Below are 22,923 nucleotides of genomic sequence, written 5' to 3'. Positions count from 1 at the left end.
ATGGATAGGTGGACCCGATGTGCGGATTTAGTTTGGTTATTACGTGAATTTAACGGTTGGCCTGGTGGACTCGATATGGATATTGGTGGTCCTGAGAGCGCGGAATAATCAGTCTTATCTTGGTTAATCGGCGTAGGAACCGACACAATATGAAACAAGGCTTCTTTTAAACGTGTTGCATCACTTGTAAATTCAAGGCTTGTGGCTTTAATTGAATCCAGTATACTATGTCTCACGCTATTTACACAATTGCTTAATCTAATCGTTAGAAAAACTTTTTATTTTGAAAAATAAAACGAAATTAACAAAAAGCCGCGGCAAAGAAAATTACCCCGACTTAACTCATTATCTTAATAATAAATGCGACCAGAAACTATCGTTCTACTTCTTTTTTTGCTTTCTCAATGACACCTGTTCCACCTTCAACAACTCCGTCACTTCTTAAAACGCTCGTAATAGTTCCGATGAAACATTTCACATCAAAAGCCAGACTCATTCTTTCAACATAATCACCATCTAATTTCGCTTTAATTGGAATAGGCAGCTCATCACGTCCGTTGATCTGTGCCCATCCTGAAAGACCGGGCAACACGTCATTTGCGCCATATTTGTCTCGCTCAGCTACCAAATCATCTTGATTCCATAGAGCAGGACGTGGTCCAATAATCGCCATTTCACCCTTTAGGATGTTAATAATCTGAGGCAACTCATCAAGACTAGTCTTACGTAAAAACTTACCTGACTTCGTGATAAAAGCATCTGGATCCGTTAATAAATGTGTCGGCATATCACTCGGTGTATCAGTTCTCATCGTTCTAAACTTGTAAATTTGGAAAAACTCTTTATCTTTACCTACCCGTTTCTGTCTAAAGAAAACCGGCCCCTTAGAATCAAGTTTAATCCAAACAGCTAATATCAGAAAAATAGGACTCAGCACAATAAGTGCTAATAAAGAAAGCGTAAAATCAATCACTCTTTTAATAGTTATATACATAATGTACTCCTTAAAAATTCAATATAAACTACACAATCTATATTAACATAACATCATGTGTTTAAACCATAAGAAAATAGCCAAAGTGATAAGTTCACTTTGACTAGTTCGTAAAATTAATTTATATGTCTTTTCTAAGCGTTTGACTCATTTGAATTAAGTAGTCTCTTAAGCCAACTTCCGTTTCAGGATGCTTGAGTCCATACTGTAAACTCAGGTCCATATAACCCATTCTGTTGCCCACATCGTATCTTTTACCCTCAATTCGTTTCGCAAAGACTCTTTGAGTTTCGTTTAACTTAGCGATCGCGTCCGTTAGTTGCACTTCATCGTCTTTACCTGCTTCTTGTTTGGCTAAGATATCAAAAATCTGTGGTGTGAGCACATAACGACCCGCAACTGCCAAATTACTTGGCGCAACTTTCGCATTGGGTTTTTCAACTACGTTTAAAATACTGAAGACCTCTCCATTAAAACCATCGACTTCTTGATCAATATCGATAATGCCATACTTATTAGAGTCTTCTTTAGGCACTTCAATCACTGCTATGTTAGAAGCACCATTCTCTTCATATAGGTCTATCAGTTGTTTAGTAACTGGAACATCACTTTCCATGATATTATCGCCTAACATCACAACAAACGGTTCGTCTCCAACGAAGGATTTGGCCTGATAAATCGCATCGCCTAAACCTTTAGGATAGGCTTGACGGACGAAGAATAAATCAGCCTTTGTCGTTGATTTAACAAGTTCTAACAATTCCCATTTTTCTTTAGCAACTAAGTTTTCTTCTAGTTCCACGTTAGAATCAAAGTGGTCTTCAATGGGTCGCTTATGTCTGCCGGTAATAATCAGGATTTCTTCGATTCCCGATTCCAAGGCTTCTTCAACAATAAATTGAATAATTGGTTTGTCTACAATGGGTAACATTTCTTTAGCCGTTGCTTTCGTTGCTGGTAAGAATCCCGTTCCATATCCAGCAGCCGGAATAATGGCTTTCTTTATTTTACGCAATGCGTCTCCCCCTAATTATAACTACAGAATAGTATGTTAATCGCGATTGAATACATCACGTGTATACACTTTTTCTTCAACGTCTTTCAATTCTTCTGATAAACGGTTCGCGACAATCACATCAGAAATTTGCTTGAATTCGTCAAAATCTCTAATCACTCGTGAACTATAGAAATCATCTGCTTCTAGAGCTGGTTCATAAACAACCACTTCTACCCCTTTGGCTTTAATACGTTTCATAATGCCTTGGATAGCTGATTGTCTAAAGTTATCAGAGCCTTCTTTCATCGTTAGACGGTGAATCCCTACGATACTTGGCTTCTTAGATAAAATCATATCTGAAATATGATCTTTACGCGTACGGTTAGCATCAACAACTGCTGACATGATGTTTTGAGGCACGTCTTGATAGTTCGCAAGTAATTGCTTCGTATCTTTAGGTAAACAGTAACCACCGTAACCAAAGGAAGGGTTATTATAATGTGTACCAATACGTGGGTCTAGCCCTACTCCATCAATAATATCTTTCGTATTTAAGCCACGCACTTCAGCATATGAATCCAATTCATTAAAGTAAGCCACACGTAATGCTAAATACGTATTAGCGAATAATTTAATCGCTTCTGCTTCAGTTGAATCAGTGAATAGAATTGGAATATCTTTATCAATTGCGCCTTCTGCTAGCAGATTCGCGAATTGTTTAGCACGCTCCGATTTCTCCCCAACAACAATTCTCGATGGGTGTAAATTGTCATAAAGCGCGCGTCCTTCTCGTAAGAATTCTGGTGAAAATATAATATTGGTTGTATTATACTTTTCACGCATTTCAGCGGTATAACCAACTGGCACTGTAGACTTTACAATCATTGTTGCATCAGGATTGATACGTAATACATCTTCGATCACAGCCTCTACACTACTCGTATCGAAATAATTTTCAACGGGATCGTAGTTAGTAGGTGTTGAAATAATAACGAAGTCTGCATTCTTATGTGCTTCTTCAACATTGATTGTAGCTGTTAAATTTAATTCTTTATTTTTAAAAAATTCTTCTATTTCATTATCTTGAATCGGAGAAATGCGATTATTAATTAAATCGACTTTCTCTTGAAGAATATCTAATGCGAAAACTTCATTGTTCTGAGCTAATAAAACTGCGTTGGATAATCCAACGTATCCTGTTCCTGCTACTGTTATTTTCATTTATTTCTCCTATCTACAAAATATTAGCTGGTATCAAAAATTAATTATTCTTTTATTTTAAGATTTTTCTTAAGTATTCCTATTATAATACTGATTGATTTATAGTTAATTAGTATACTATAAACAATGGTTATACTCAGTGAAAGTAATTGATACGTTGAATCATGTGAATAATAAGCATTTAATACTAACGCACCTAAAATTGGTGTCGAAATAATTATATCGTTATCAATCTTTATTTTGACATACTTCTGAACATCAACATATCTAATTATCATTAATACAAAGAACGCTACTGCCGTTGACACAGATGACGCAAATAAACCTATATACTTTACTAAGGTTAAATTCACCACTATATTGATGATTCCTGCAGCAATTGAAGTATTAGCAACAACTCTAGTCTGTTTTTTTGCGATGTAAACTACACTAATCAAGCCAATAACTACGTTAAATAAAGACCCTATCATTAATATAGGGATATGATTATACGCTTCCTGAAATTTACTGTTGACTAAATATGGAAATACAAAAGGCATTACTGCTATAATTCCGAAAGCCATTGAAGAAAAAACTCTTAATATAATATTGGTAACCTCACTAAGAAACTCCTCACTATCCTCATCATTAATATATAAAATCGCAGATTCAGTCCAAGCCATATTAAATATATTATAAAATGTCATATAGACTGTTGAGAACTTATTAGCTATTGCGTACAAACCGTTCGCGCTAACTCCTATAAATGCAGCGATTATAGTTCTATCCGAAGCATTTATTAACCACCAGGACAGAGAATTAGGTACTAAAGGTAATGAATATCTAAGAAGTTCTTTATATTTACTTATGCTAAATGCTTTCACAGACATATATTGATATAATTCTTTTTTCCAAATAATATATATAATCGATATAACATTAGCAATAAAATAAGCTAAAAGTATTCCATCAGCACGCATATTAAAGCCAACAACAAATATTACATTTAAAACAACCATAGAAATGGCTAGTATTGCATTTCCAACTGCGAATGATTTGTTATCTCCCAGTCCTCTTGATACTTGTAGCAATATCCTTGAAAAGATATTAATTATAACATTAAATATTAAAAAATACTTATAATCGCTGTCAAAGAAAAAGCTTAATAAGAAAAACACAAAAAAAGCTATTGTAGTTTGTAGTGTGATACTTAACACTGTTGTTGTAATATATTCTTTTTTCTGTTCTAATTTATCCCTAACATCTACTAAGTATCTAAACACACCACTTTCCAATTGTAATGATAAAATTGGTGTGAACAATACAACGTATGTGTTTAATAAATCAACTATACCATACTCTTCTGTAGTGAGTATTGATGTATATATTGGTAACATAAAGAAACTTACCAATTGTGAAGAAACCTTGCTTAATGTTATTAAAACAGTATTATAAGCTAATTGTTTTTCTCTTGTCATTTTTTTCCTCGTTCTCTATTTCAGTAAAGATTTTTCTATAAACTCATTTGATTCTTTTTGTAATTGTTTAATCAGAATGTTTACTTTACTATAATCTACTATTTCATTTAAATTTATTTTATCATTATCAAACTCAGTCACCAAACGTTCAGATAGTTCAATAGTTTCCAACAAGTCAATCATTCTACTTCCTCTAGTAGGGTGTGGAACTGTCAAAAATTGTTTTTCAAACAAAAGAGAAAAAGCTGTTCCATGAAAAGAACTAGTAATTACAAATTCTGCATCATTAACTAATTTTAAAAAATCGATGGGATTTTCTCCGTTGAAAGAAAATAATGTATTTTCATAGTATTTTACATCAGAAAAACAAACTATCTTTGCGTTTAACTTTTCAGCTACATAATTAGATAATTCAATAATACGTTGATCTCTAACTAAATCATAAACTAGAATGAACCGTTCATTGATTCTTTTGTTCGACATAATCATTTGCCACTCTGTTTTATCTAATAACAGCGTTGGATCTAAGGTAACGCTAACGTTCTTATCGGTTAGAGATTCAATTGATTTTTTCGCCGATTCTTCTCTGACTGATATATAATCAAAGCGTTTTAAGTTTTCTTCGAAGACCTCTTTGTTATTCTCATCAAGCTCTTCTGCAATACTAGCCGCATAAGATATCTTTGTGCTTTCTTTAGGTGCAAAATTTAAGAAATACGCATCAATACCATATTGAAAAAATGCGGGGTTCCACACTTGGTCGCTACCTACAAAATAGTAATCATATTTATTAAGTTTACTTGTGTTCATTAAGTCTTCAGAAGTAAAGTATTTTTCTTCAGTTAATTCTAACAAATCATTTCTAAATCGTTGGAAATTCTTTTTCTTATTAATGTTCTTTCTAAGGTTTTTTAACTTAATTAATCCTGTTGCTATTGTTCTAAAAAATCCTAATTTTTTCAATGTATATTTAATATCTAAACCTAAAGCATAGGGTCTATTTAACTCTTTAGGTGAAAAATCAACAACCTCTACACTTAATCCTTTATTTTTTAATTTATAAGAAAGTGCGTAAATTTGAAGTAACGCCCCATAATTATCCGCAAATTGAAATGATATAATACTCGCTTTTTTCATTAAATATCCCCCTTATTTTTAAACAGTTTTTTATATATTATATTTGAAAAAGATACTAATATAAAATAAAAAAACAATGCAAACATGTCATATAATGGGTTCCCTGTGATTCCCCACATAATAAATAATAATTGACCGTATATTGATAGAGCGACATTATAATAATGTTCATTACTTTTCGCGATTTTAAACAAGATCTTTAAGGACATAAAAATATTTTTTAGAATAAAAAACATGAAGATAATCAGTGAAAAAATTCCATTTTCTCGAAAAACTTGTAAATAAATGTTATGCCCATCCATAAATGTACTATTAGTAAACCTTGTTGAATATGTTCCAGAACCCCAAAATAGGTTTCTCTTAATATCATTTATCATCTCTGAATATATTAAAAAACGGCCCGATGAAACATCATCTTGATCCATTCTTAGTAATATATTTTGACCAATCTCAGTGTTCATTGTTATAATTACGAACACAGATATCGCTGTTATAAAAGCAAATGGGGTTGTTAGCTTATTTCTGACTAATAGGGGAGCTAGAGTTATCATTATAACAGCGTTAAAAAGGATGAACCCTCTTTTACCAGTCATAAAAATTAAATATAACACTAACACTATAGACAGTCCCAAAATTATTTTCTTGAATATCTTACCTTGTTTAAAAAAACCTATAAATAAATACGATAGACCAACAGACATCATAAACGCATTTGTTCCAGTTTGGTTAGAAAAACCACTAACCCATCCTCTTTGTATAAATCTAATAGATTCCTCCATATGTAAATTATTCAAATGTGTGCCATTAATCGTTATTAATAAATTAGGATTTATTAGCTGTAACACTGAACCAGTTACAAATAATAAAGATATGAGAAAAAAACCAAAATTAATTTTATTTATTCCAAGTTCGAAGACATAATTGAAACTCAGTAGAATTGACATCAAAAGACTCATCACAATCAGTGACTCTACATAATATATTTGTTCTATATCATATATTTTAGCTGTCAATAACCCTATTATTGACAGTAATGTGAATACGATCCACAACAAGCTAGATGTATTTACTAAAACCTTACCATGAAATAATATATATATTATTTGTATAACAAGCAGTCCTAAAGTCGCAAAATTCCTATACCCAGGAAAATATACGAGTGAAAAAAAGTATAGTGTTATAAATATACTGAATAACTGAACTGAAAGTTCAACTACCGATATATTTATGATTTTGTCTTTGTAAGAAGTAAGCATATTGTTCCTCCTTGTATTATTATTTGTTTTTTATTTTTAAAGAAAAGGTTCTTAATGAAACGTAGGTTTTGTAATGTTTAACCAACATCCAACCTTTAATATTAAAATAATTATGTCTTTGTAATACAATTTGGCTCTCTGAATATAGTTTTTGAAACTCTTCAATATTAACAGTTACGTGATATAAATCTATTGTTTTTACTAATTTATTAATTATAAGTTTTTTAAAAATTTTTTTATGATTTAAATTTTGAAAAATATGATTTTCGTATAAATATACGATTGATAGGAATGCATTAAACTGTCCTTTTAGCGCTTTATTGATATTACCAGAGGTCATTGTGGACCCAGACCTAATTCTTCTCATAAAAATTGCTTCATTAATATGTTTTACCTTTCGAGCTTTCATAAAAACTTCAGTTGTAAATGCGTCATCTTCGTGTATAACGCCTTCTTTAAACATAATATTCTCACTTAATATCAATGATCTTTTCGTCACGTATAAACATGGTGATACCGAATACTCATTATTTCTCAATAAAGACACTAACAATTCTTCTCCTGTATTAAAAAATCCGTATTCTCTTTCCCTTTTATAATTAGGAATGAATTCAGCTTTTCCTTCATAATCTTTACTTACGAATGTCTCAGCATCAAATGATAATAGTTCTAATTGAGACTCCTCTAGTATGGTAAGTATTTTAGATAATGAGTCTCTTTTCAACAAATCATCACTATCCATAAAATAAATATACTTTCCTTTTGCTTTTTTTATTCCAAAATTTCTCGCTGTTCCTTGGCCTTTATTCTTTTGACAAAAAATTCTAGTTTCTTTATTTTGAAGTTTTTTTAAAATTTGAAGTGAACTATCGGTTGAACCATCATTAATAATGATAATTTCATAATCTTTAAGATTTTGTTCGAACAGGCTTTTGATACATGCCTCTAAATATTTCTCTGTATTAAATACAGGGACTATTATAGATAATAGTATGTTTCTTTTTGTCATCTAATCACCTATCTTATACTATTTTGTATTTTTTCAAACAAAAACTTAACATTTAACAAGCGTCTATCTAAAATTGACAGTGAATTCTTACGCGCTAATTTTAGTATTAAATAGAGTTCTGATAAAGAAACTTTATACTTTATAGCATTTAAAATCTGCGAACTAATCGTTATATTCAAATTTAAAAAATCATCTTGAGGTAGTTTACTTTTTAAAAAAAGTGCATAATCTAGCCATGTATAATATCTTTGCATAAATACGTCACTATTTTTTATTGTCGTTAAACTCCCTTCCGTTTCTCGAATGATATATATTATTTGGGAACTTGCAGCGATTTTACTGGCGTAATATCCTACTTTGACAGAAAATAATATATCATTAGAGTACATAACTTCCTGAAATTCAATTTGATTTTCATCAATAATTGATTTTCTAATCATCTTTGACCAAGGTACTATGAACTTATATTTTAACGAAAGTTTATTTTTTCTATTACTATCTTTTAAATAATCAACTACATATTTTTCATATTGAATATGTCTTTTGGAAACTCCGTTATCTATAATACTGATAGGTGTAAAATATACAATTTCATATTCACTATCATAGTATTCTCTTATTTTGAATATCAAATCATCTTGAAACATATCGTCTGAATCGGCAAACAATATCCATTTTCCTGTTGCTATTTTCAAACCGTTATTTCTAGCAGAGCCAGCTCCTTTTTTCCCTATTGAATTCTCTATCATAATTACATTTGGAAAATATAAATTGATTTTCTCTTCATTTTCAGCAAAGTTTTCGGAGTGATCATCAACCACAATTGTTTCAAATATTTCAGCTCGTGGTATAGTTAGTAGTAATTCCCAAAGCTTTTCCCAACTATTATAATGTGGAATTATTATAGATACTTTCATTTATATTCCTCTTTCACTTTGCATTAAGCCTTAGTGCTATCATTAAAAAATTAACTTTTTTGTATTTTATTAAATAAAACATTAATTTCCTGATAATATTTAGTTCACTCGGATCAATTGCAATTAGAGCTTTTCTTAGCTCAATATCATTCAAAATGTTTTTCAATTCATTTCTTTGTCGTTTTAAATCTTTGTTTTTCCCGATATTTGCTATCGCAGTCATTGCATTTCTAAGTAACGCATATGGTAATTGTGAATTTAAATTATACTCAGAAAATCTCTTGCTAATTAGTTCCAATTGTTCTGAATTAGATTTCAATATCGGCCAAGCATTCTCTAAATAGGTATTCGTCCGTGAGTTCTCATTACTAATATATTTATAAAATTTATCGTCAGGAAGATAGTAAAATGAATTTGAAGTTAATAAACATTTGATCGAAAAAATTAGATCCTGGCTCATCTTTAGTTCCGGTGTGAATCTTATTTTGTTCCTTGTTATAAGATCTTTTCGAAATATTTTTGTCCACATAGTTTTAGGTATCTTATCGTTTAATGACTTAGTCGATAAGATTTCTGGATAAATTTCTTTTATTAGTTTACTTTTATCATAGTATCCTTTTGCTAAATAAGTTTTTTCAGGTTTTGTAAATTTAGAGTATACCCATTCATAACTACAACTTACTATGTCACTATTATATTTTTTTGAATATGTGATTAATGTTTCAAACATTTTTTCAGCAATATAATCATCAGAATCTACAAACGCTAAATATTCTCCTCTAGCTTTTTCCAATCCAACATTTCGGGCAACAGCGGAACCAGAATTCTTTATTTCATAATAACTTATTCGTTTATCATGTTTTTGAAGATTTTGTATAATTGTTTTAGTCCGATCTATTGATCCATCATTAATGATTATGAGTTCTAAATTTTTGTGTGATTGCCTTAATACCGACTGAATACTTTTTTCTATATATTTTTCAGAATTATAAGCAGGCATGATTACACTTATTTTCGTCAATTTACATCTTCCTTCTGCATACCCCAACAGAATAAAATTTTATTATTCTAATGCTGAATATATTTTTTCTATTTGTGTTAATACATTATTAATTGAATAATTTTGAACCTTTTCAAAATTATATTTTCCATACTCATTAGATAATTTATTATCAGTTAGTAATTGTTCTATTCTCTCGGCAATTTGAGTAGAGTTTTCTGGGTTTACCAAATAGCCACCTTTTAAATCATCAATTAAATCTTTATTCCCTCGGATATCGGAAGCAATTATTGGTAAGCTGTTTGCCATAGCTTCCATTAACGAGAGGGATAGCCCTTCCCTAATGGAGGGGAAAACATAAACATCCGCAATGTCTAAAAAATTATTTATATTTTTTTGAAAACCAACTAATTTTATATTATTTTCTACGTTTAATTTAGTTGCTAATTGCAGTAAACTTTTATCCATATGACCTTGACCACAAATTATATAATAAATTGAATTCGATTTAATTTTCGATAATGCTTTTATAATAACACTATGATTTTTATTTTCATTTAATTCTCCCACTGAAATTATAATGCTGTCGTCTTCGTTTATTCCTAATTCTCTTTTAAATTTTCTTCCATTACTATTATTTTTCCGGAATTTATCAAGATCTATACCTACACCTGATATTTTGAATATATTTGAAGTTTTCATTTTTTTTGCTCTTTTATAATCTTCTTCGTTTATTGTTAAAAGTGCATCTGTATGCTTCGATAGAATTTTTTCGATTGGATAATAAACTAGCCAGTTGATAACTGGCGCTCCGCTGTAAAAATGAAAACCATGAGCAGTATAAACCACCTTACACCCTTGTTTCCTAGCTTCTTTCGCAGCTAATCTAGTTAAAGCTCCACCAACAGGGGTGTGACAATGTATAATATCATAATCATTATAATCAATAATTGTTTTTAATTTTTTATATGCTTTGATATTTTTAATTGATAATGGATTACGATCAAATGGTAAATTAAAGAATTTATCACAATAGGGGATATTAATTTGTTCTCCTTCGTTAAAGTCATTTTTTGAACAAACATGTACTTCATATCCTTTATCCTTCATCATTTTTAGTAACGGTATATGAAATACGTTCACATGGAGTTTTACTACTGTTGCCACTAATAGGAATTTCTTCATTTTACATTGCCTTTCTCACTTAAAATAATTGATTCTTCGAATTCAACTACTTGGTAATTAAAATCAGTTTCTGATAATTCTTTAGAATAAGTTAAATCACCAAAGATTTTGTGAAGGATTCCTATGTTTAATTTGTGAATTATCCGATTAAACATATCAATCCTCCTTACACGCATATTATGATACTCAGCAATTTTTTCTATCATATCACTCGTACATACATACTCTTTATTTTGTGGAAAGTACTTACCATTTGCACTTTTATCTATTATGTTAATTAATAGCTCCGACAAGTTATCCACAAATATCATGCTTCTTGAGTTGTGGAAAGATGGAAACATGCAAATTTTCTTGGAAACTAAAGATAAGGCATTATAGTTACCTGGACAATCTGGACCATATACCATTGGTGGTCGAATAATTACAAGTTTAAAATTTTTCGTGTTTAAATTTTCCATTTCTTTTTCGGCTTCCAATTTTGACATTCCATAAGCACTATTTGGATTTTCTTTTGTAGAAGAATCTATTTTCCCTATTCTTTTTCCATATACACTCATTGTACTAAAAAATATAAACTGTTTTACTCCACTTTTTTTTGCTTTCCTAGCAACTTTAAGTGCTAAATCTTTGTTAATATCAAAATATAGTTGACGATTTGTTGGAGTTTCTTTAATATGCGCAATCCCTGCTAAGTGAATTATCACATCAAATTTAGTGAAATCTTCATCCATCCATTTGTTTTCACGTAGTGATAATTTATGAATAGTATAATTTTTTTGTTTGTTCTTTGCATAGTGCACAAAACTATTCCCAATATAGCTATTTTCTCCAGTCACTAATATGGATTTACTCACAATTTACCTATCTCCTTATATTTACAATTGATCCTTGAGATAATTTATTACTCTTCGTTATACCTGTAATAAGAATAATAACCAATATTATCTTTAATTTCTTTTCCATTCATTACATACCCTAATATATTAGCATTCACATTTTCTAATGCTCTTTTTGCTTCTTTTACTTCTTCTTTTCGAGAATAGCCTTGTCTTACTACTAAAACAACGCCATCAACTTTTGTAGCTAAAATTTGTGGGTCTGTAACTGCTGTAATTGGCGGGGCGTCATAAATGACTAAATCAAAATACTGATTCAGTTCCTTCATTAAAAGTGTCATTCTCCCAGACCCTAACATTTCTGATGGATTTGGCGGAATTGGCCCCGATGGTAAAAAGTATAAATTAAGTTCTCTACTATGTTGAACTACTTGATTAAATTTCACTTCATTATTTGTTAGTAATGTCGTTAATCCTTGTTCGTTGTTTAATTTAAACGTTCTATGCACCGTTGGTTTTCTTAAGTCAGAATCTACCAAAAGGACTTTTTTATCGGTTTGTGAAATAACATACGCTAAATTTGAAGAAATTGTTGATTTTCCTTCTGCTGGAATACTTGATGAGACTAGAATGCTTTTTAACTGTGAATCTAATTGAGCAAATTCAATATTCGTTCTAATCGTTCTAAATTGCTCTGCGTTTATAGACTTGGGTTCCATAAAAGTAATCAAAGATGTTCCCTGTATTTGTTCTTTTTGTAAACGTTGTTCAGTTTTTTTTCTACGATTAAACATATTTATATCCTCTCTCTTATGCTATTATTCGCTTGCTTTGAAGTTAATCTAGTTTGTTTTAATTCTTTGTTTGTTAATTCGTATACATGTCCTAAATTAATTAACCCTAACTGAACCATAAAGTCATCCTCTTTTACTGTTGTATCCATTAGCTCAAAAATAAGTATAATAACCATACTTATCATTAAACCAACTATTGCCCCTAAGAGCACGAAAATTATAATTCTTGGTGAAACCTTATTTGGATTGTATGTGGCAGGCGAAAGAACAAAAATACTTGCTTCAACATCTCCATATATATCTCGAATAGTCATTTCAAATGTTGATATTAGTTCATCCAACACTTTTTGAGCATCTTCTGCTGTATCCATAGTGGCTGTAACTTTAAATGCTTGTGAGTTAGTTCCCTGATCCACAGTTATTGCATCCCTTAATTGCTTAATTGAAAATTGATTGTTTAAGTTTTCGTTTACACTACCTAATACTGATTGCCCTGTAATTATATCTCGATAAGTATTTATCATTTGAATGTTTGATTGAATCTCACTCACTTGAATATTTTGTTGACTAGATTGTTGATTCACTAATAATTGTGCCTCCGAGTTATACTTCGGCGTGATAAAGAACATCATTATTAATATAAATACAAGGATTCCTGTAATCATTGCAATTAAAACCGTTAAAAAATGTTTTTTTACTATCTGATATAATTCCTTTAAACTAATTTCTTGTTCCATGTTATCCTCCGATATTAATTCGCACTGTCATTTGCGAATGTAATTATTTTTTCTTTTAATTCCCGGCTATTATCAATGCTATGGTGTAATTCTTGAATAAATGAATCAATATTGTTTATTGGCATTTGGGCTACTTTACCAATAAATATTTTTTCATTTAATTGATTGCCGACTAATTCAGAAGAGGTTAACAACTCTTCATAGAGTTTCTCTCCAGGCCGTATGCCCGATTCTACTATATTAATGTCGTCTTCTGTATGTCCACTGAGTAGAATCATTTTCTTAGCTAAGTCTACTATCTTAACTGGTTCGCCCATATCCAAGATAAATACTTCTCCACCATTGGCATTTGCTCCTGCATAAATGACTAATCGACTGGCTTCAGGTATCGTCATGAAGTAACGCGTCATTCTAAAGTCTGTGACTGTTATTGGTCCACCCTCCGCGATTTGTTTTTCAAAGACTGGAATGACACTCCCACGGCTACCTAGTACATTACCAAATCTTACGGCACAGTAGTTTGACTGACTCTTTTGGTTCATACCAGTGATAATCAGTTCCGCTACACGTTTAGTCGCCCCCATCACATTTGGTGGGTTCACCGCTTTATCAGTAGAAATCAGCACCATCTTAGGTAACTTAGCTGCATCGACTGCTTTGGCTATATTATAAGTCCCTAGAATATTATTTTTAAACGCTTCTACTGGATTGCTCTCCATTAAGGGTACATGTTTGTGTGCCGCAGCATGATAGACAATATCCGGTTTCTCTTTTAGAAAGATACTTAGAATTCTGTCATAATCCTGGACATCTGCGATGACTGGTACGTACTCTGTAAATCCTTTTCTTTTTAATAATTCATGATAAATTAAGTAAATTGAGTTTTCACCGTGACCCAATAATAAGACTCTCTTAGGGTTAAAACGACTCACTTGTCTAGAAATCTCAGAACCGATTGATCCACCTGCACCCGTAATTAGGATTGTTTTACCTTCAAGTTCACTACGGAGTTTAGTTTCGTCTAACTCAATTTCTTTTCTTCCTAGTAAATCTGAGATATTTACTTTAGTCATTGTATCCTTTGTTTGATGAACTCCTAGGATGACATCTTCAACTTTAGGCATCTTGTATACTGTGACATCATGTTCATTACATATTTGAAGTATTCTTTCATAATCATTTGGTGACAATGAAGGAATCGCCACAATCGCTTCTAAATTCTTGTACTGACCGACTAACTCTGGCACCATACTGGAATCCCCAATAACGGGTATCCCTCCAATATTCTGGCCTTTCTTGTCCGGGTTATTGTCGAGTATGGCAACGACATTCATGTTCCCTTTATTACGGCGGTAGCTATTCATAAATAAGGAGCCGCCATCTCCTGCACCAATTAACACGATGTTTCTGATTTCCTCTTGAATTATTCCGTTTCTATACTTTGATAAGTAAATCATCTGCCAAATGGTTCTAAGCCCTACAACTCCTAAAGCAGATACAATCATTGACAGTACCGTGTAACGAAAAGAAAAGACATTCAATACCACACTACAGAATAAGCCGCCAATCGCACTACTAAGCATTGAGATGATAAATAATAAGATGATATCGATGATGCCACTATAGCGATTGATTCGTGTACTCACTTGAAAAAAATGAGATAAGAGCAAATAAATGATAAAAGAAGAAACGATATAAACTGCATAATTCACCATTGGTACCTTTATCAAAGTCAAAAAAAATAAATAAGACAAGATTCCAGCGAGTAGATAGATGCCTAAATCTGCCACCATCCAAATCAGCCGTTTCTGTGCCTTATTTAACTTTTGTACATAGTCAACAATATGTACGGATATTCCTTGATGGGCATTCATTATATTCTTCACGTTCTTTCTATATAAATTGTCAAGTAAGTGCAATACACGACCCCTTACTTTCCTTATGACTATACTAATAGACTCACTCTAATTTTAACGGTTAATCGAAGATTTTTCAACTAAGCATCTTACTCTAGGTAACTTATTGTTCGGTATTAGAAGCTGTTTGTCTAGTATTCAATATTTCAATTATAATATAATTCTAAATGATTACAATGTGTTTTTTTAATGTATTGGCAATGAATGCGTTTTATTACTGTTTTTAGTGTTTTTTCCGACAATTAGCCGTCTTTTATTGTATGAATCGACAAGAAAACTCTCTGTAATTCTTCATTCATTCACTAAATTACAGGGAGTTTTCTTTATGATTACCTTTCGGTTAAATCGATCGATTCTTTTAAATTGTAGACTTGGTAGCGTCCTTTGGCATAGTTACTTAGCGCTTGATCATAGACATAGTCACCAAAAACCTTGTGAACCACATTAAATTTAAGTACGCTTTTTATTAGTGGGTTGAATAATTTAGTTTGATAACTACGCTTACCATGGGCATGCGCAATCAGTTTTACTAGACGGCTTGTTTGGACATAGTCTTTATTCTGTGGAAAGAATGTACCGCTTTCTTCATTTACTATCAGTAGTTTAATCAACTCTGATAAATTATCGACGTGAATCATACTGCGTTTATTATCAAAGTTTGGGAAGAAGGGAATTCTAACAGCTAGCTTCGCTAACTTAGGATAGTTACCTTTCGATCCTTTACCATAAATCATGGGGGGTCTGATGATTGCGATTTGAAAGTTTGGTGATTCCAGAGTTTTCAAACCTGCTTCTGCTTGTATCTTACTGTCACCGTAGAAGTCTTTCGCTTTTGGGACGGTGCCCTGCGTTATAATACCATTTGGAATATCACTCGCTCCATATATGATGATACTGCTCAAGAAAATGAATTGCTTGACTCCATCTGCTTTCGCTTTCTCTGCTTAAGCAATCGTTAAATCTCGATTGACTCTATAATACTCTTCTTTTAAGTTCTCATCGGATGAGACATGAGCTATCCCGGCCACATGAACGATTGAAACATAAGAACTAAAGTCCTTTAGCTTCCAAGCATCATTTCTAAAGGATAGTTTATCGATGTCGAATTCATCGGCTTGTTTCGATAATCAACACTCTAATGAGTTACCTATGAAACTATTTACTCCGGTGATTAATATTTTTTTCATATAATATTCACCAATATTTACCTATTGATTTTATTCCATTCTAAAGCTTTAACAAATAAATATTAAAGGTAAACCACCTGTAAGTCAACTGACTACATAGAAAAACTCTCATATATATAGAAAGTTAAGCTAAATAGATGAGAGTGTTCTGTTTTATTTAATTTAATTGTAAGCTTAGATTCGCGAGTACTTCATGATAAGACTCATCATAAATTAAATCATAGTAAACGCCGTCAATCATTGTACCGCCACCCGATAGTTGATAGAACTCTATATTATGAGCGAATTGTCTATACTCGGCGAATAACTGCATTAAATTTACAAAGCCTAAATCCGTTTCAACGTTGCTAGACATTGTGGAGTAAACACTTTGAAAATTCAAGATCGAATCGAAGCTGGCCATTTTACTAATGAGTCCTTGGACGACTTGTCTTTGCCTTGCTTGGCGGCCATAATCTCCACCAGAGGTATAACGTTCACGTACATAAGCTAAGGCTTTATCCCCATCTAAGTTCGTTTCAACACCTTCTACGAAACTATAACCCGAAATATCGAAACTTGAAGGTGATACAACATCAACCCCTCCGACTGCATCGACGACTTCTTTTAAACCAGCCATGTTCACTACTATGTAATTGTCCACTTCAATATCAAACCATTCTTCAACCGTCTGCATTGATAACTCTGCTCCACCAAAAGCATACGCATGATTGATCTTATCCATATAATAACCCGGTATCATCACATAAGCATCTCTTGGTATACTCGTCACAGTCATTAGTTCAGTAGCTGAATTGATGGTTAACAACATCATAACATCCGAACGCCCTCGATCTGAACGTCCCAAATCACCAGTATCTACTCCGAGCAAGAGGATAGAGGTAGAGGCTCTACTTTCTTGTGCATTTATCTTTTGGACAGGGGCTATAAAATTTACCATCAGCATTACTAAGAATAGTAGCGTAACGATACGTCTTATAAAAATTTTCATAAGCTTTCTCCTTGTGTCATATTTCTTTGTTCATGATATCACTTTTTAACGATATTAACTAGATAACAAATTAGACTACACCAATTCTTAATATATAGCCCTATCAATCGATGGCCTCGTCTTTATTTTTAAGTATTCAATTGCCCCTTCAAACACGCTTTAACACGTGCTTGTGTAAATGTTCTGTTTTATAGAAATTACATAGCTGTCTATTAGGCTTCATGATATAATTAAATCTATACATTAGTTCATTATAATGAAAAGTGGGGTAATCTAAATGCTTGGTAAAAACAATACGTCTTTACTGATTCAGAAATCTGCCGTCCGCAAGTCACAGTTTGCGATAAAAAAATTAAGCGTTGGTGTTGTCTCTGTTGCTGTTGGTAGTTTACTTAGTCTTGGTGTGACTTCAGTTCAGGCTGAAGAAGTGGTTGAAAGTGACGTTGTTTTAATACAGGATACTGCGTTAATTGAAAATTTGCAGGAAGATGAATTAAATATTGCTGAGAACTTAATGGAAGAAGAAAAAGTATCGGAGGCTACCAACACTTCTGCAACTGATGAGACTCTTCTAAATCACCCTCTAATCGATGAGGTTTTATCGGCTGATGAGCCAGTGGTTTCATATTCAAACGAAAATCTAGTTCTTGAAGAAGATGAAGCGGATGAGACTGATATTAAGACAGAGGAATTGGTTTCAGAAAATCACAAAGATTTTGAATCAGAATCACATTATGAAGCTGCTGTACAAATTGAAGAAACTTCGTTAGATAAAATTGACAATGAATTATCAATTATATTGGATGAGGCGATTAAGGATAGTTCTGAACCATTAATTGTTGAAGAAATTGATAACGATGCTAAACTAAGTTCCTTAGAGGCGCAAGAGGCACAAGAGGCACTTTCATTATCTACGAATAAAGTGGATATAATTCCACCTAAAATAATCAGTATCTCACCTGGTCAAGAGTTTTTTACTGGTAACGAAACACGAAATATTTTTGTAGAAATTGAAGAAGCAAATATAATTAATTATTTAAGTTTACAGTTTATTAATCGAGAATATACTTCTGGTTCTTATTATCAAACAAGTAATTATTTTGATTTTTCTTATTATAATAATGATGAAGGTTTGGTTAGAAATCAAAATGGAAATTACTTGCTGGAATTAACCAATGACAGTATCCATTTTTATGGTCAATACGCAGGGCTGTATGAATTAGATAGAGTTCATGTTGAGGATAATATGGGGAATATTTTTGACGACTATATTCCAAATGTAGATCCTAGTTTTATTTACTACGAATATGAGAATCAAGACCTGACAGATCCGGTATTAATTGATGTCGAAATTAATAAAACAGAATTCTCTGTTGGCGAAACTGTGAATATTAAAGTAATTGCTGAAGAGGATCATAGTATTACAAATGTTAATATAGATATTTATAACATTGGACATTTCGGGCCGAAATATTTCAATTTGAATCTTTCGGAAACTGGAGTACTTTCAAAGATTGCGGAAAATTTATACGAGTATACTGCAAGCTTTTTACTCCCCCAAAACATGGGCCCAACACAGTATTTTATTCAGTCGATAGGTCTGAACAATGTAAACCTACCACTTGGTGAGAATGAATCTGAAGGAATAACATTTGATGTAATTAATAACAACGTTAAAGAGGTGCATACAGAACATAAAACCTTATATACTACTAATTCTGATGAAGTCCAATCTGGTAAAAATGGATTGAAATATATTTTTGAAGACGGTACTGAATATATTATTAGTGAAGTTATTGATGAAGTTATTCAATACTATGCTGAGTATGTTGAAATACTAGTTGATCCAATTTATAAAGCCAGCAATAACCTATCTTTTAAAGAGGAAATCATTGTTGATTATGGACATAGTGGTTTCAAATTAGTATTCTTCGATAATAATGGTGATATTGTTGAAGAACGGATTGAACAATCTGCCAAACCTTATATTATAGAAGTAGGTGTTGTAGAATATTTTCATAAGAATCCAAAGACAATTTATGTAGATGATCCTTGGTCATTAAAAGGTCAAGAAAATCATCTACAATATGGAACTTTAGGGGAGTATCAAAGAATCTATGATCTTAATTGGGATGTGGCTGAGGAAATAGAAGTTTTCCCTGCTACAGATGAAATCATTTCAATTGGGACTTTAGAACCTACTGTAATACCATATGAAACTAGATATACATATTGGGATTACGAGGTTAGACAGGGTTCATATGGACACAAATATGTTTATCCGGATGGTACAGTTAGTGTTATTACTAATCCAACTGATGAAGTAAAGTTGTATCCTTACTCAGACCTTACTCTTCATTTTGAAACAATTTATGAATCAAACCCAACAGAATATTTAGGTTTTGAAACAATTGTTCAAGTAGGTAGTAACGGAGTTCAACGAATATTTTATGACTTAGATGGTAACGAAATTTACAATTATAATTTACGTCATCAAACGCCTCAAATTATATCAAAAGGCACATTAACCAATGCACTTAAAGAAGAGCAAGTGTCGGATCCTAATATATCGAATTCTATAAAGATAATAGACTTAGAGACCGGAGAATTAGTTGATAGTTATGAGTTGATTGGTGATGCAATCTATAGTCGTATCTTTGATAGAATCGACCGATATAACCGCTCCTACTCTTCTACACTTGAACCTTATAATGTAAAAAAAATAACCGAAACTAAAGAAAAAGTATTACATAATGCTGAATATATCGATTTAATACATCGTGAAGTAGAGTATTTTGTCAGAAGAAATAAAGTAATTACCTTACCCGATAAAGACATACCTTTAATACCAGAACAAATCCCAATCGATTACGATTCATTGTCTCCTTACCTAACAAAGATTACTCAAGTAAATATCTTTAACGAACACGATACCTTGATGAGCTTTGATGTTGATTTGGAAACTTTTAATTTCAGTGGTATGGGTTTAACTGAACAAGAACGTATTATTCGTAAAAGTTTAGCTTTACTGGATGATAAACAATATTATTTTGTCAGAAGTGAAATGTTAAAAGGTTCAAATTTAGGAGTATTAGAGGGTAGTGTTATAAATATTTTTGTAAGAGAACGTTTATCTAAAGAGTTGGTTGATGCAGATTATTCTGTAGAGTTTACGAATAATCCACAAGAAGTTCGTAACGGTAAAGTAGGGAAAAAACACCTTTACTCTAACGGATTTGAAGAAATCATTGAAGCACCTATTAATGAAGTGCGTCTAACTAAAACTAAAATAGAAATATTACCAACGATTGATACAATCTCAATTGATAGTAGCACATATGCCATAGACGAATTTGCTGAAGTAACAATTAAAGGGCGCAGTAAAACATATATAGATGATTTAATACTAACTTTAAGTGATTGGTCAAAGTTTAAAACTTTTTATGTTGATAGTAGACTTATAAATAATAATATTGAATATGAAGATGGTTCTTTTACCGCAAAATTATATATTAATTTGTACGATACAGTTAAGAATAGTACATTTACTTTTGACAATTTAATTATTACAGACAAGAACGGTTATACAAATAAATACTTTACAGAAGTTTCATTTAACACCGAAAATCTAACATATGAAATCACTGACGAACCTTTCCAAGTAGGTCTTACGATAACTGACGCTACAAATTTAGGTATTCATCCTATTGATTTTGGCACTGAGTACACCACTGATGAACAGCTAGTTCGTGAAGGGAAAAATGGAAGTAAACTCGTTTACTCTGATGGATCTGAAGTGATATTGACTAAAGCTATATCAGAAATTTTACTTTACGACAATGAAATTGCTGAGATTGAACCTGAAACTGAATACACAATTTATGCACACGAAGTACGTGCGGGGATTAAAGGTTCTAAATTAGTCTTTAGTAACGGCGAAGAAAAAATCTTGGATGCACCTGTTTCTGCTGTTGCACTTTACCGAAATAAGATTGAAAAATTTGACTACTCTACCATTACAGTTGAGTCTTCTGACCTAGCCTTTGGAGAGCGCCGAGTAACTCAAGAGGGTATCGTTGGACGTCGGGTTGTCTTCTATAACGTTGATGGTTCTGTCGTCGATTCCTTAGTTGTTTCCGCCCCTGTTAGCCGAATTGAACAAATCGGTGCCAATAAACAGATACTGGTTTTAATACCATTTGATACGCAGTACACAACCGACCATACCGCAGTCCGTACTGGTCAAAATGGCACACGTTATACTTACTCTGATGGCCGCGAAGAAATTCTTACACAGCCAATATCAGCGGTTCAATTATATCGTTATGCTGATGAAGTAGTGGCTTATCAAGACGTCGTTCATGAGAACCCCTTATTAGCTACCGGTCAAACAAACGTCCTGACCCAAGGAACTGAGGGCTTAAACAGAGTCTTTTATGATCAAGACGGTCAAGTTGTTGAGGTCCATACTATTAATCAAGCGGTAAATCGAGTGATTGAAGTGGGGACATTTAAGGAAACGATTGTCGACAAACAACCAATTCCTACTCCCGAACTACCACAATCTGATGCTGATGAGGATTCAGTTCCAGAGGAACCTGTTCCTGACTCTGATTCTGATTCTAATTCTAATTCTAATTCTGATTCTGGCACTGATGATGATGATGCGAATACTAGTACGCCTGATACTGATAGTAATGAAGATAATCATTCTACTAATGAAGATGATATAAATGATTTAGACGAGGATAATTCTGAAGAAATTGAGTCTGAAGATGTTGATTCTAAAGAAGATGAAGAAAATGGAAATTCTTCCCCTTCTTTACCTTCAGAGAAAGATGAATTAGATACTATCACTCCTTCTATCTCATTAAACGCTGCTAGCCTATTACCTAATACTGGAGAACATACTCAAACGGTTTGGTTAACTTTAAGTGCACTCAGCCTACTTACAGGGCTAGGCCTCGTAATTAAAGGTAAGCGTAAGCAAGAATAGAATTAACAATTAAATTGAGCCTTGCCTGCATTCTGTTAAAAGCAGGCAAGGCTCTTTGGATTTTCCAATATGTGTTTCATAGTTCGATATTTTCGGTACCACCGCGCAGTTGGCACATAATCTTACCTTCTACCCTCTCTTCATAAACAAAATCACCTTATTATTCACGGCCATATATTGCTATTATCGAAAAGATGTTTAGTAACCTGAACTTAGTTCGATAATTATTATTCACCACTCAAAAATAACACCTAGCGAATTATTGGCTAGGTGTTATTTGTTTTTCATTTACT

At 32.3% G+C, this 22,923-nt stretch carries 16 protein-coding genes and 1 pseudogene; 1 reads left to right on the top strand and 16 read right to left on the bottom strand.

From position 1 onward, the window contains the following. Positions 1-373: 373 nt before the first annotated feature. The 16 genes and pseudogenes from ACTQ45_RS11650 to ACTQ45_RS11575 form a co-directional block, all read right to left on the bottom strand. The gene (locus ACTQ45_RS11650; RefSeq protein WP_441763812.1) at positions 374-994 is read right to left on the bottom strand and encodes a sugar transferase; all 621 of its coding nucleotides are present in this window, start codon (positions 992-994) and stop codon (positions 374-376) included. A gap of 121 nt (positions 995-1,115) precedes the next feature. Further along, complete coding sequence (gene galU / locus ACTQ45_RS11645; protein ID WP_441763811.1) at positions 1,116-2,009, bottom strand: UTP--glucose-1-phosphate uridylyltransferase GalU; 894 nt, start codon at positions 2,007-2,009, stop codon at positions 1,116-1,118. A 36-nt stretch (positions 2,010-2,045) separates the two neighbouring features. Further along, positions 2,046-3,212 carry a nucleotide sugar dehydrogenase gene (locus tag ACTQ45_RS11640; RefSeq protein ID WP_441763810.1) on the bottom strand — a complete coding sequence of 389 codons (1,167 nt, stop codon included), beginning with the start codon at positions 3,210-3,212 and terminating at the stop codon, positions 2,046-2,048. A 44-nt stretch (positions 3,213-3,256) separates the two neighbouring features. After that, positions 3,257-4,669 (bottom strand): lipopolysaccharide biosynthesis protein, encoded by a 1,413-nt coding sequence (locus ACTQ45_RS11635; protein WP_441763809.1) that lies wholly within the window; start codon positions 4,667-4,669, stop codon positions 3,257-3,259. A gap of 15 nt (positions 4,670-4,684) precedes the next feature. Next, positions 4,685-5,806, bottom strand: coding sequence for a polysaccharide pyruvyl transferase family protein (locus tag ACTQ45_RS11630; RefSeq protein ID WP_441763808.1), 1,122 nt, complete (start codon positions 5,804-5,806; stop codon positions 4,685-4,687). Beyond that, the gene (locus ACTQ45_RS11625) at positions 5,806-7,062 is read right to left on the bottom strand and encodes an O-antigen ligase family protein (RefSeq protein ID WP_441763807.1); all 1,257 of its coding nucleotides are present in this window, start codon (positions 7,060-7,062) and stop codon (positions 5,806-5,808) included. The genes ACTQ45_RS11630 and ACTQ45_RS11625 overlap by 1 nt, the downstream gene beginning before the upstream one ends. Positions 7,063-7,081: 19 nt before the next feature. Beyond that, complete coding sequence (locus tag ACTQ45_RS11620; RefSeq protein WP_441763806.1) at positions 7,082-8,071, bottom strand: glycosyltransferase; 990 nt, start codon at positions 8,069-8,071, stop codon at positions 7,082-7,084. Between the two features lie 8 nt (positions 8,072-8,079). Further along, positions 8,080-8,988, bottom strand: a complete 909-nt coding sequence (locus ACTQ45_RS11615; RefSeq protein WP_441763805.1) for a glycosyltransferase family 2 protein — start codon at positions 8,986-8,988, stop codon at positions 8,080-8,082. Between the two features lie 13 nt (positions 8,989-9,001). After that, on the bottom strand, positions 9,002-10,009 hold the full coding sequence (locus ACTQ45_RS11610; protein WP_441763804.1) for a glycosyltransferase: 1,008 nt from the start codon (positions 10,007-10,009) through the stop codon (positions 9,002-9,004). 42 nt (positions 10,010-10,051) lie between these two features. Next, the gene (locus tag ACTQ45_RS11605; RefSeq protein ID WP_441763803.1) at positions 10,052-11,155 is read right to left on the bottom strand and encodes a glycosyltransferase family 4 protein; all 1,104 of its coding nucleotides are present in this window, start codon (positions 11,153-11,155) and stop codon (positions 10,052-10,054) included. A 14-nt stretch (positions 11,156-11,169) separates the two neighbouring features. Continuing rightward, positions 11,170-12,027, bottom strand: a complete 858-nt coding sequence (locus ACTQ45_RS11600) for an NAD-dependent epimerase/dehydratase family protein (RefSeq protein WP_441763802.1) — start codon at positions 12,025-12,027, stop codon at positions 11,170-11,172. A 47-nt stretch (positions 12,028-12,074) separates the two neighbouring features. Then, positions 12,075-12,803, bottom strand: a complete 729-nt coding sequence (locus ACTQ45_RS11595) for a CpsD/CapB family tyrosine-protein kinase (protein WP_441763801.1) — start codon at positions 12,801-12,803, stop codon at positions 12,075-12,077. 2 nt (positions 12,804-12,805) lie between these two features. Next, on the bottom strand, positions 12,806-13,540 hold the full coding sequence (locus ACTQ45_RS11590; protein ID WP_441763800.1) for a YveK family protein: 735 nt from the start codon (positions 13,538-13,540) through the stop codon (positions 12,806-12,808). 14 nt (positions 13,541-13,554) lie between these two features. Continuing rightward, on the bottom strand, positions 13,555-15,414 hold the full coding sequence (locus tag ACTQ45_RS11585; protein ID WP_441763813.1) for a polysaccharide biosynthesis protein: 1,860 nt from the start codon (positions 15,412-15,414) through the stop codon (positions 13,555-13,557). Positions 15,415-15,785: 371 nt separating this feature from the next. After that, positions 15,786-16,382: pseudogene (locus tag ACTQ45_RS11580) on the bottom strand (NAD-dependent epimerase/dehydratase family protein); the annotation flags it as partial. A gap of 418 nt (positions 16,383-16,800) precedes the next feature. Next, positions 16,801-17,634, bottom strand: coding sequence for an LCP family protein (locus tag ACTQ45_RS11575; RefSeq protein WP_441763799.1), 834 nt, complete (start codon positions 17,632-17,634; stop codon positions 16,801-16,803). A 277-nt stretch (positions 17,635-17,911) separates the two neighbouring features. Here ACTQ45_RS11575 and ACTQ45_RS11570 point away from each other — a divergent pair, with 277 nt between their 5' ends. Further along, entirely contained in the window at positions 17,912-22,630 is a 4,719-nt protein-coding gene (locus tag ACTQ45_RS11570; protein WP_441763798.1) for a G5 domain-containing protein, read from the top strand. The last annotated feature ends 293 nt before the right edge of the window (positions 22,631-22,923 follow it).

This window comes from Fundicoccus sp. Sow4_D5 (genome assembly GCF_052116365.1).
In the GTDB taxonomy this organism is placed as follows: domain Bacteria; phylum Bacillota; class Bacilli; order Lactobacillales; family Aerococcaceae; genus Fundicoccus.
The sequence above is the reverse complement of the archived record's forward strand: the minus strand, read 5'-3'. Positions and strand labels throughout refer to the sequence as shown.

What these genes read in the sequence shown, in the direction of transcription:
- ACTQ45_RS11585 (WP_441763813.1), bottom strand. Translation starts at nt 15,414, where the DNA reads ATGAATGCCCATCAAGGAATATCCGTACATATTGTTGACTATGTACAA.
- ACTQ45_RS11650 (WP_441763812.1), bottom strand. Translation starts at nt 994, where the DNA reads ATGTATATAACTATTAAAAGAGTGATTGATTTTACGCTTTCTTTATTA.
- ACTQ45_RS11630 (WP_441763808.1), bottom strand. Translation starts at nt 5,806, where the DNA reads ATGAAAAAAGCGAGTATTATATCATTTCAATTTGCGGATAATTATGGG.
- ACTQ45_RS11635 (WP_441763809.1), bottom strand. Translation starts at nt 4,669, where the DNA reads ATGACAAGAGAAAAACAATTAGCTTATAATACTGTTTTAATAACATTA.
- ACTQ45_RS11620 (WP_441763806.1), bottom strand. Translation starts at nt 8,071, where the DNA reads ATGACAAAAAGAAACATACTATTATCTATAATAGTCCCTGTATTTAAT.
- ACTQ45_RS11640 (WP_441763810.1), bottom strand. Translation starts at nt 3,212, where the DNA reads ATGAAAATAACAGTAGCAGGAACAGGATACGTTGGATTATCCAACGCA.
- ACTQ45_RS11625 (WP_441763807.1), bottom strand. Translation starts at nt 7,062, where the DNA reads ATGCTTACTTCTTACAAAGACAAAATCATAAATATATCGGTAGTTGAA.
- ACTQ45_RS11595 (WP_441763801.1), bottom strand. Translation starts at nt 12,803, where the DNA reads ATGTTTAATCGTAGAAAAAAAACTGAACAACGTTTACAAAAAGAACAA.
- ACTQ45_RS11615 (WP_441763805.1), bottom strand. Translation starts at nt 8,988, where the DNA reads ATGAAAGTATCTATAATAATTCCACATTATAATAGTTGGGAAAAGCTT.
- ACTQ45_RS11590 (WP_441763800.1), bottom strand. Translation starts at nt 13,540, where the DNA reads ATGGAACAAGAAATTAGTTTAAAGGAATTATATCAGATAGTAAAAAAA.
- ACTQ45_RS11575 (WP_441763799.1), bottom strand. Translation starts at nt 17,634, where the DNA reads ATGAAAATTTTTATAAGACGTATCGTTACGCTACTATTCTTAGTAATG.
- ACTQ45_RS11570 (WP_441763798.1), top strand. Translation starts at nt 17,912, where the DNA reads ATGCTTGGTAAAAACAATACGTCTTTACTGATTCAGAAATCTGCCGTC.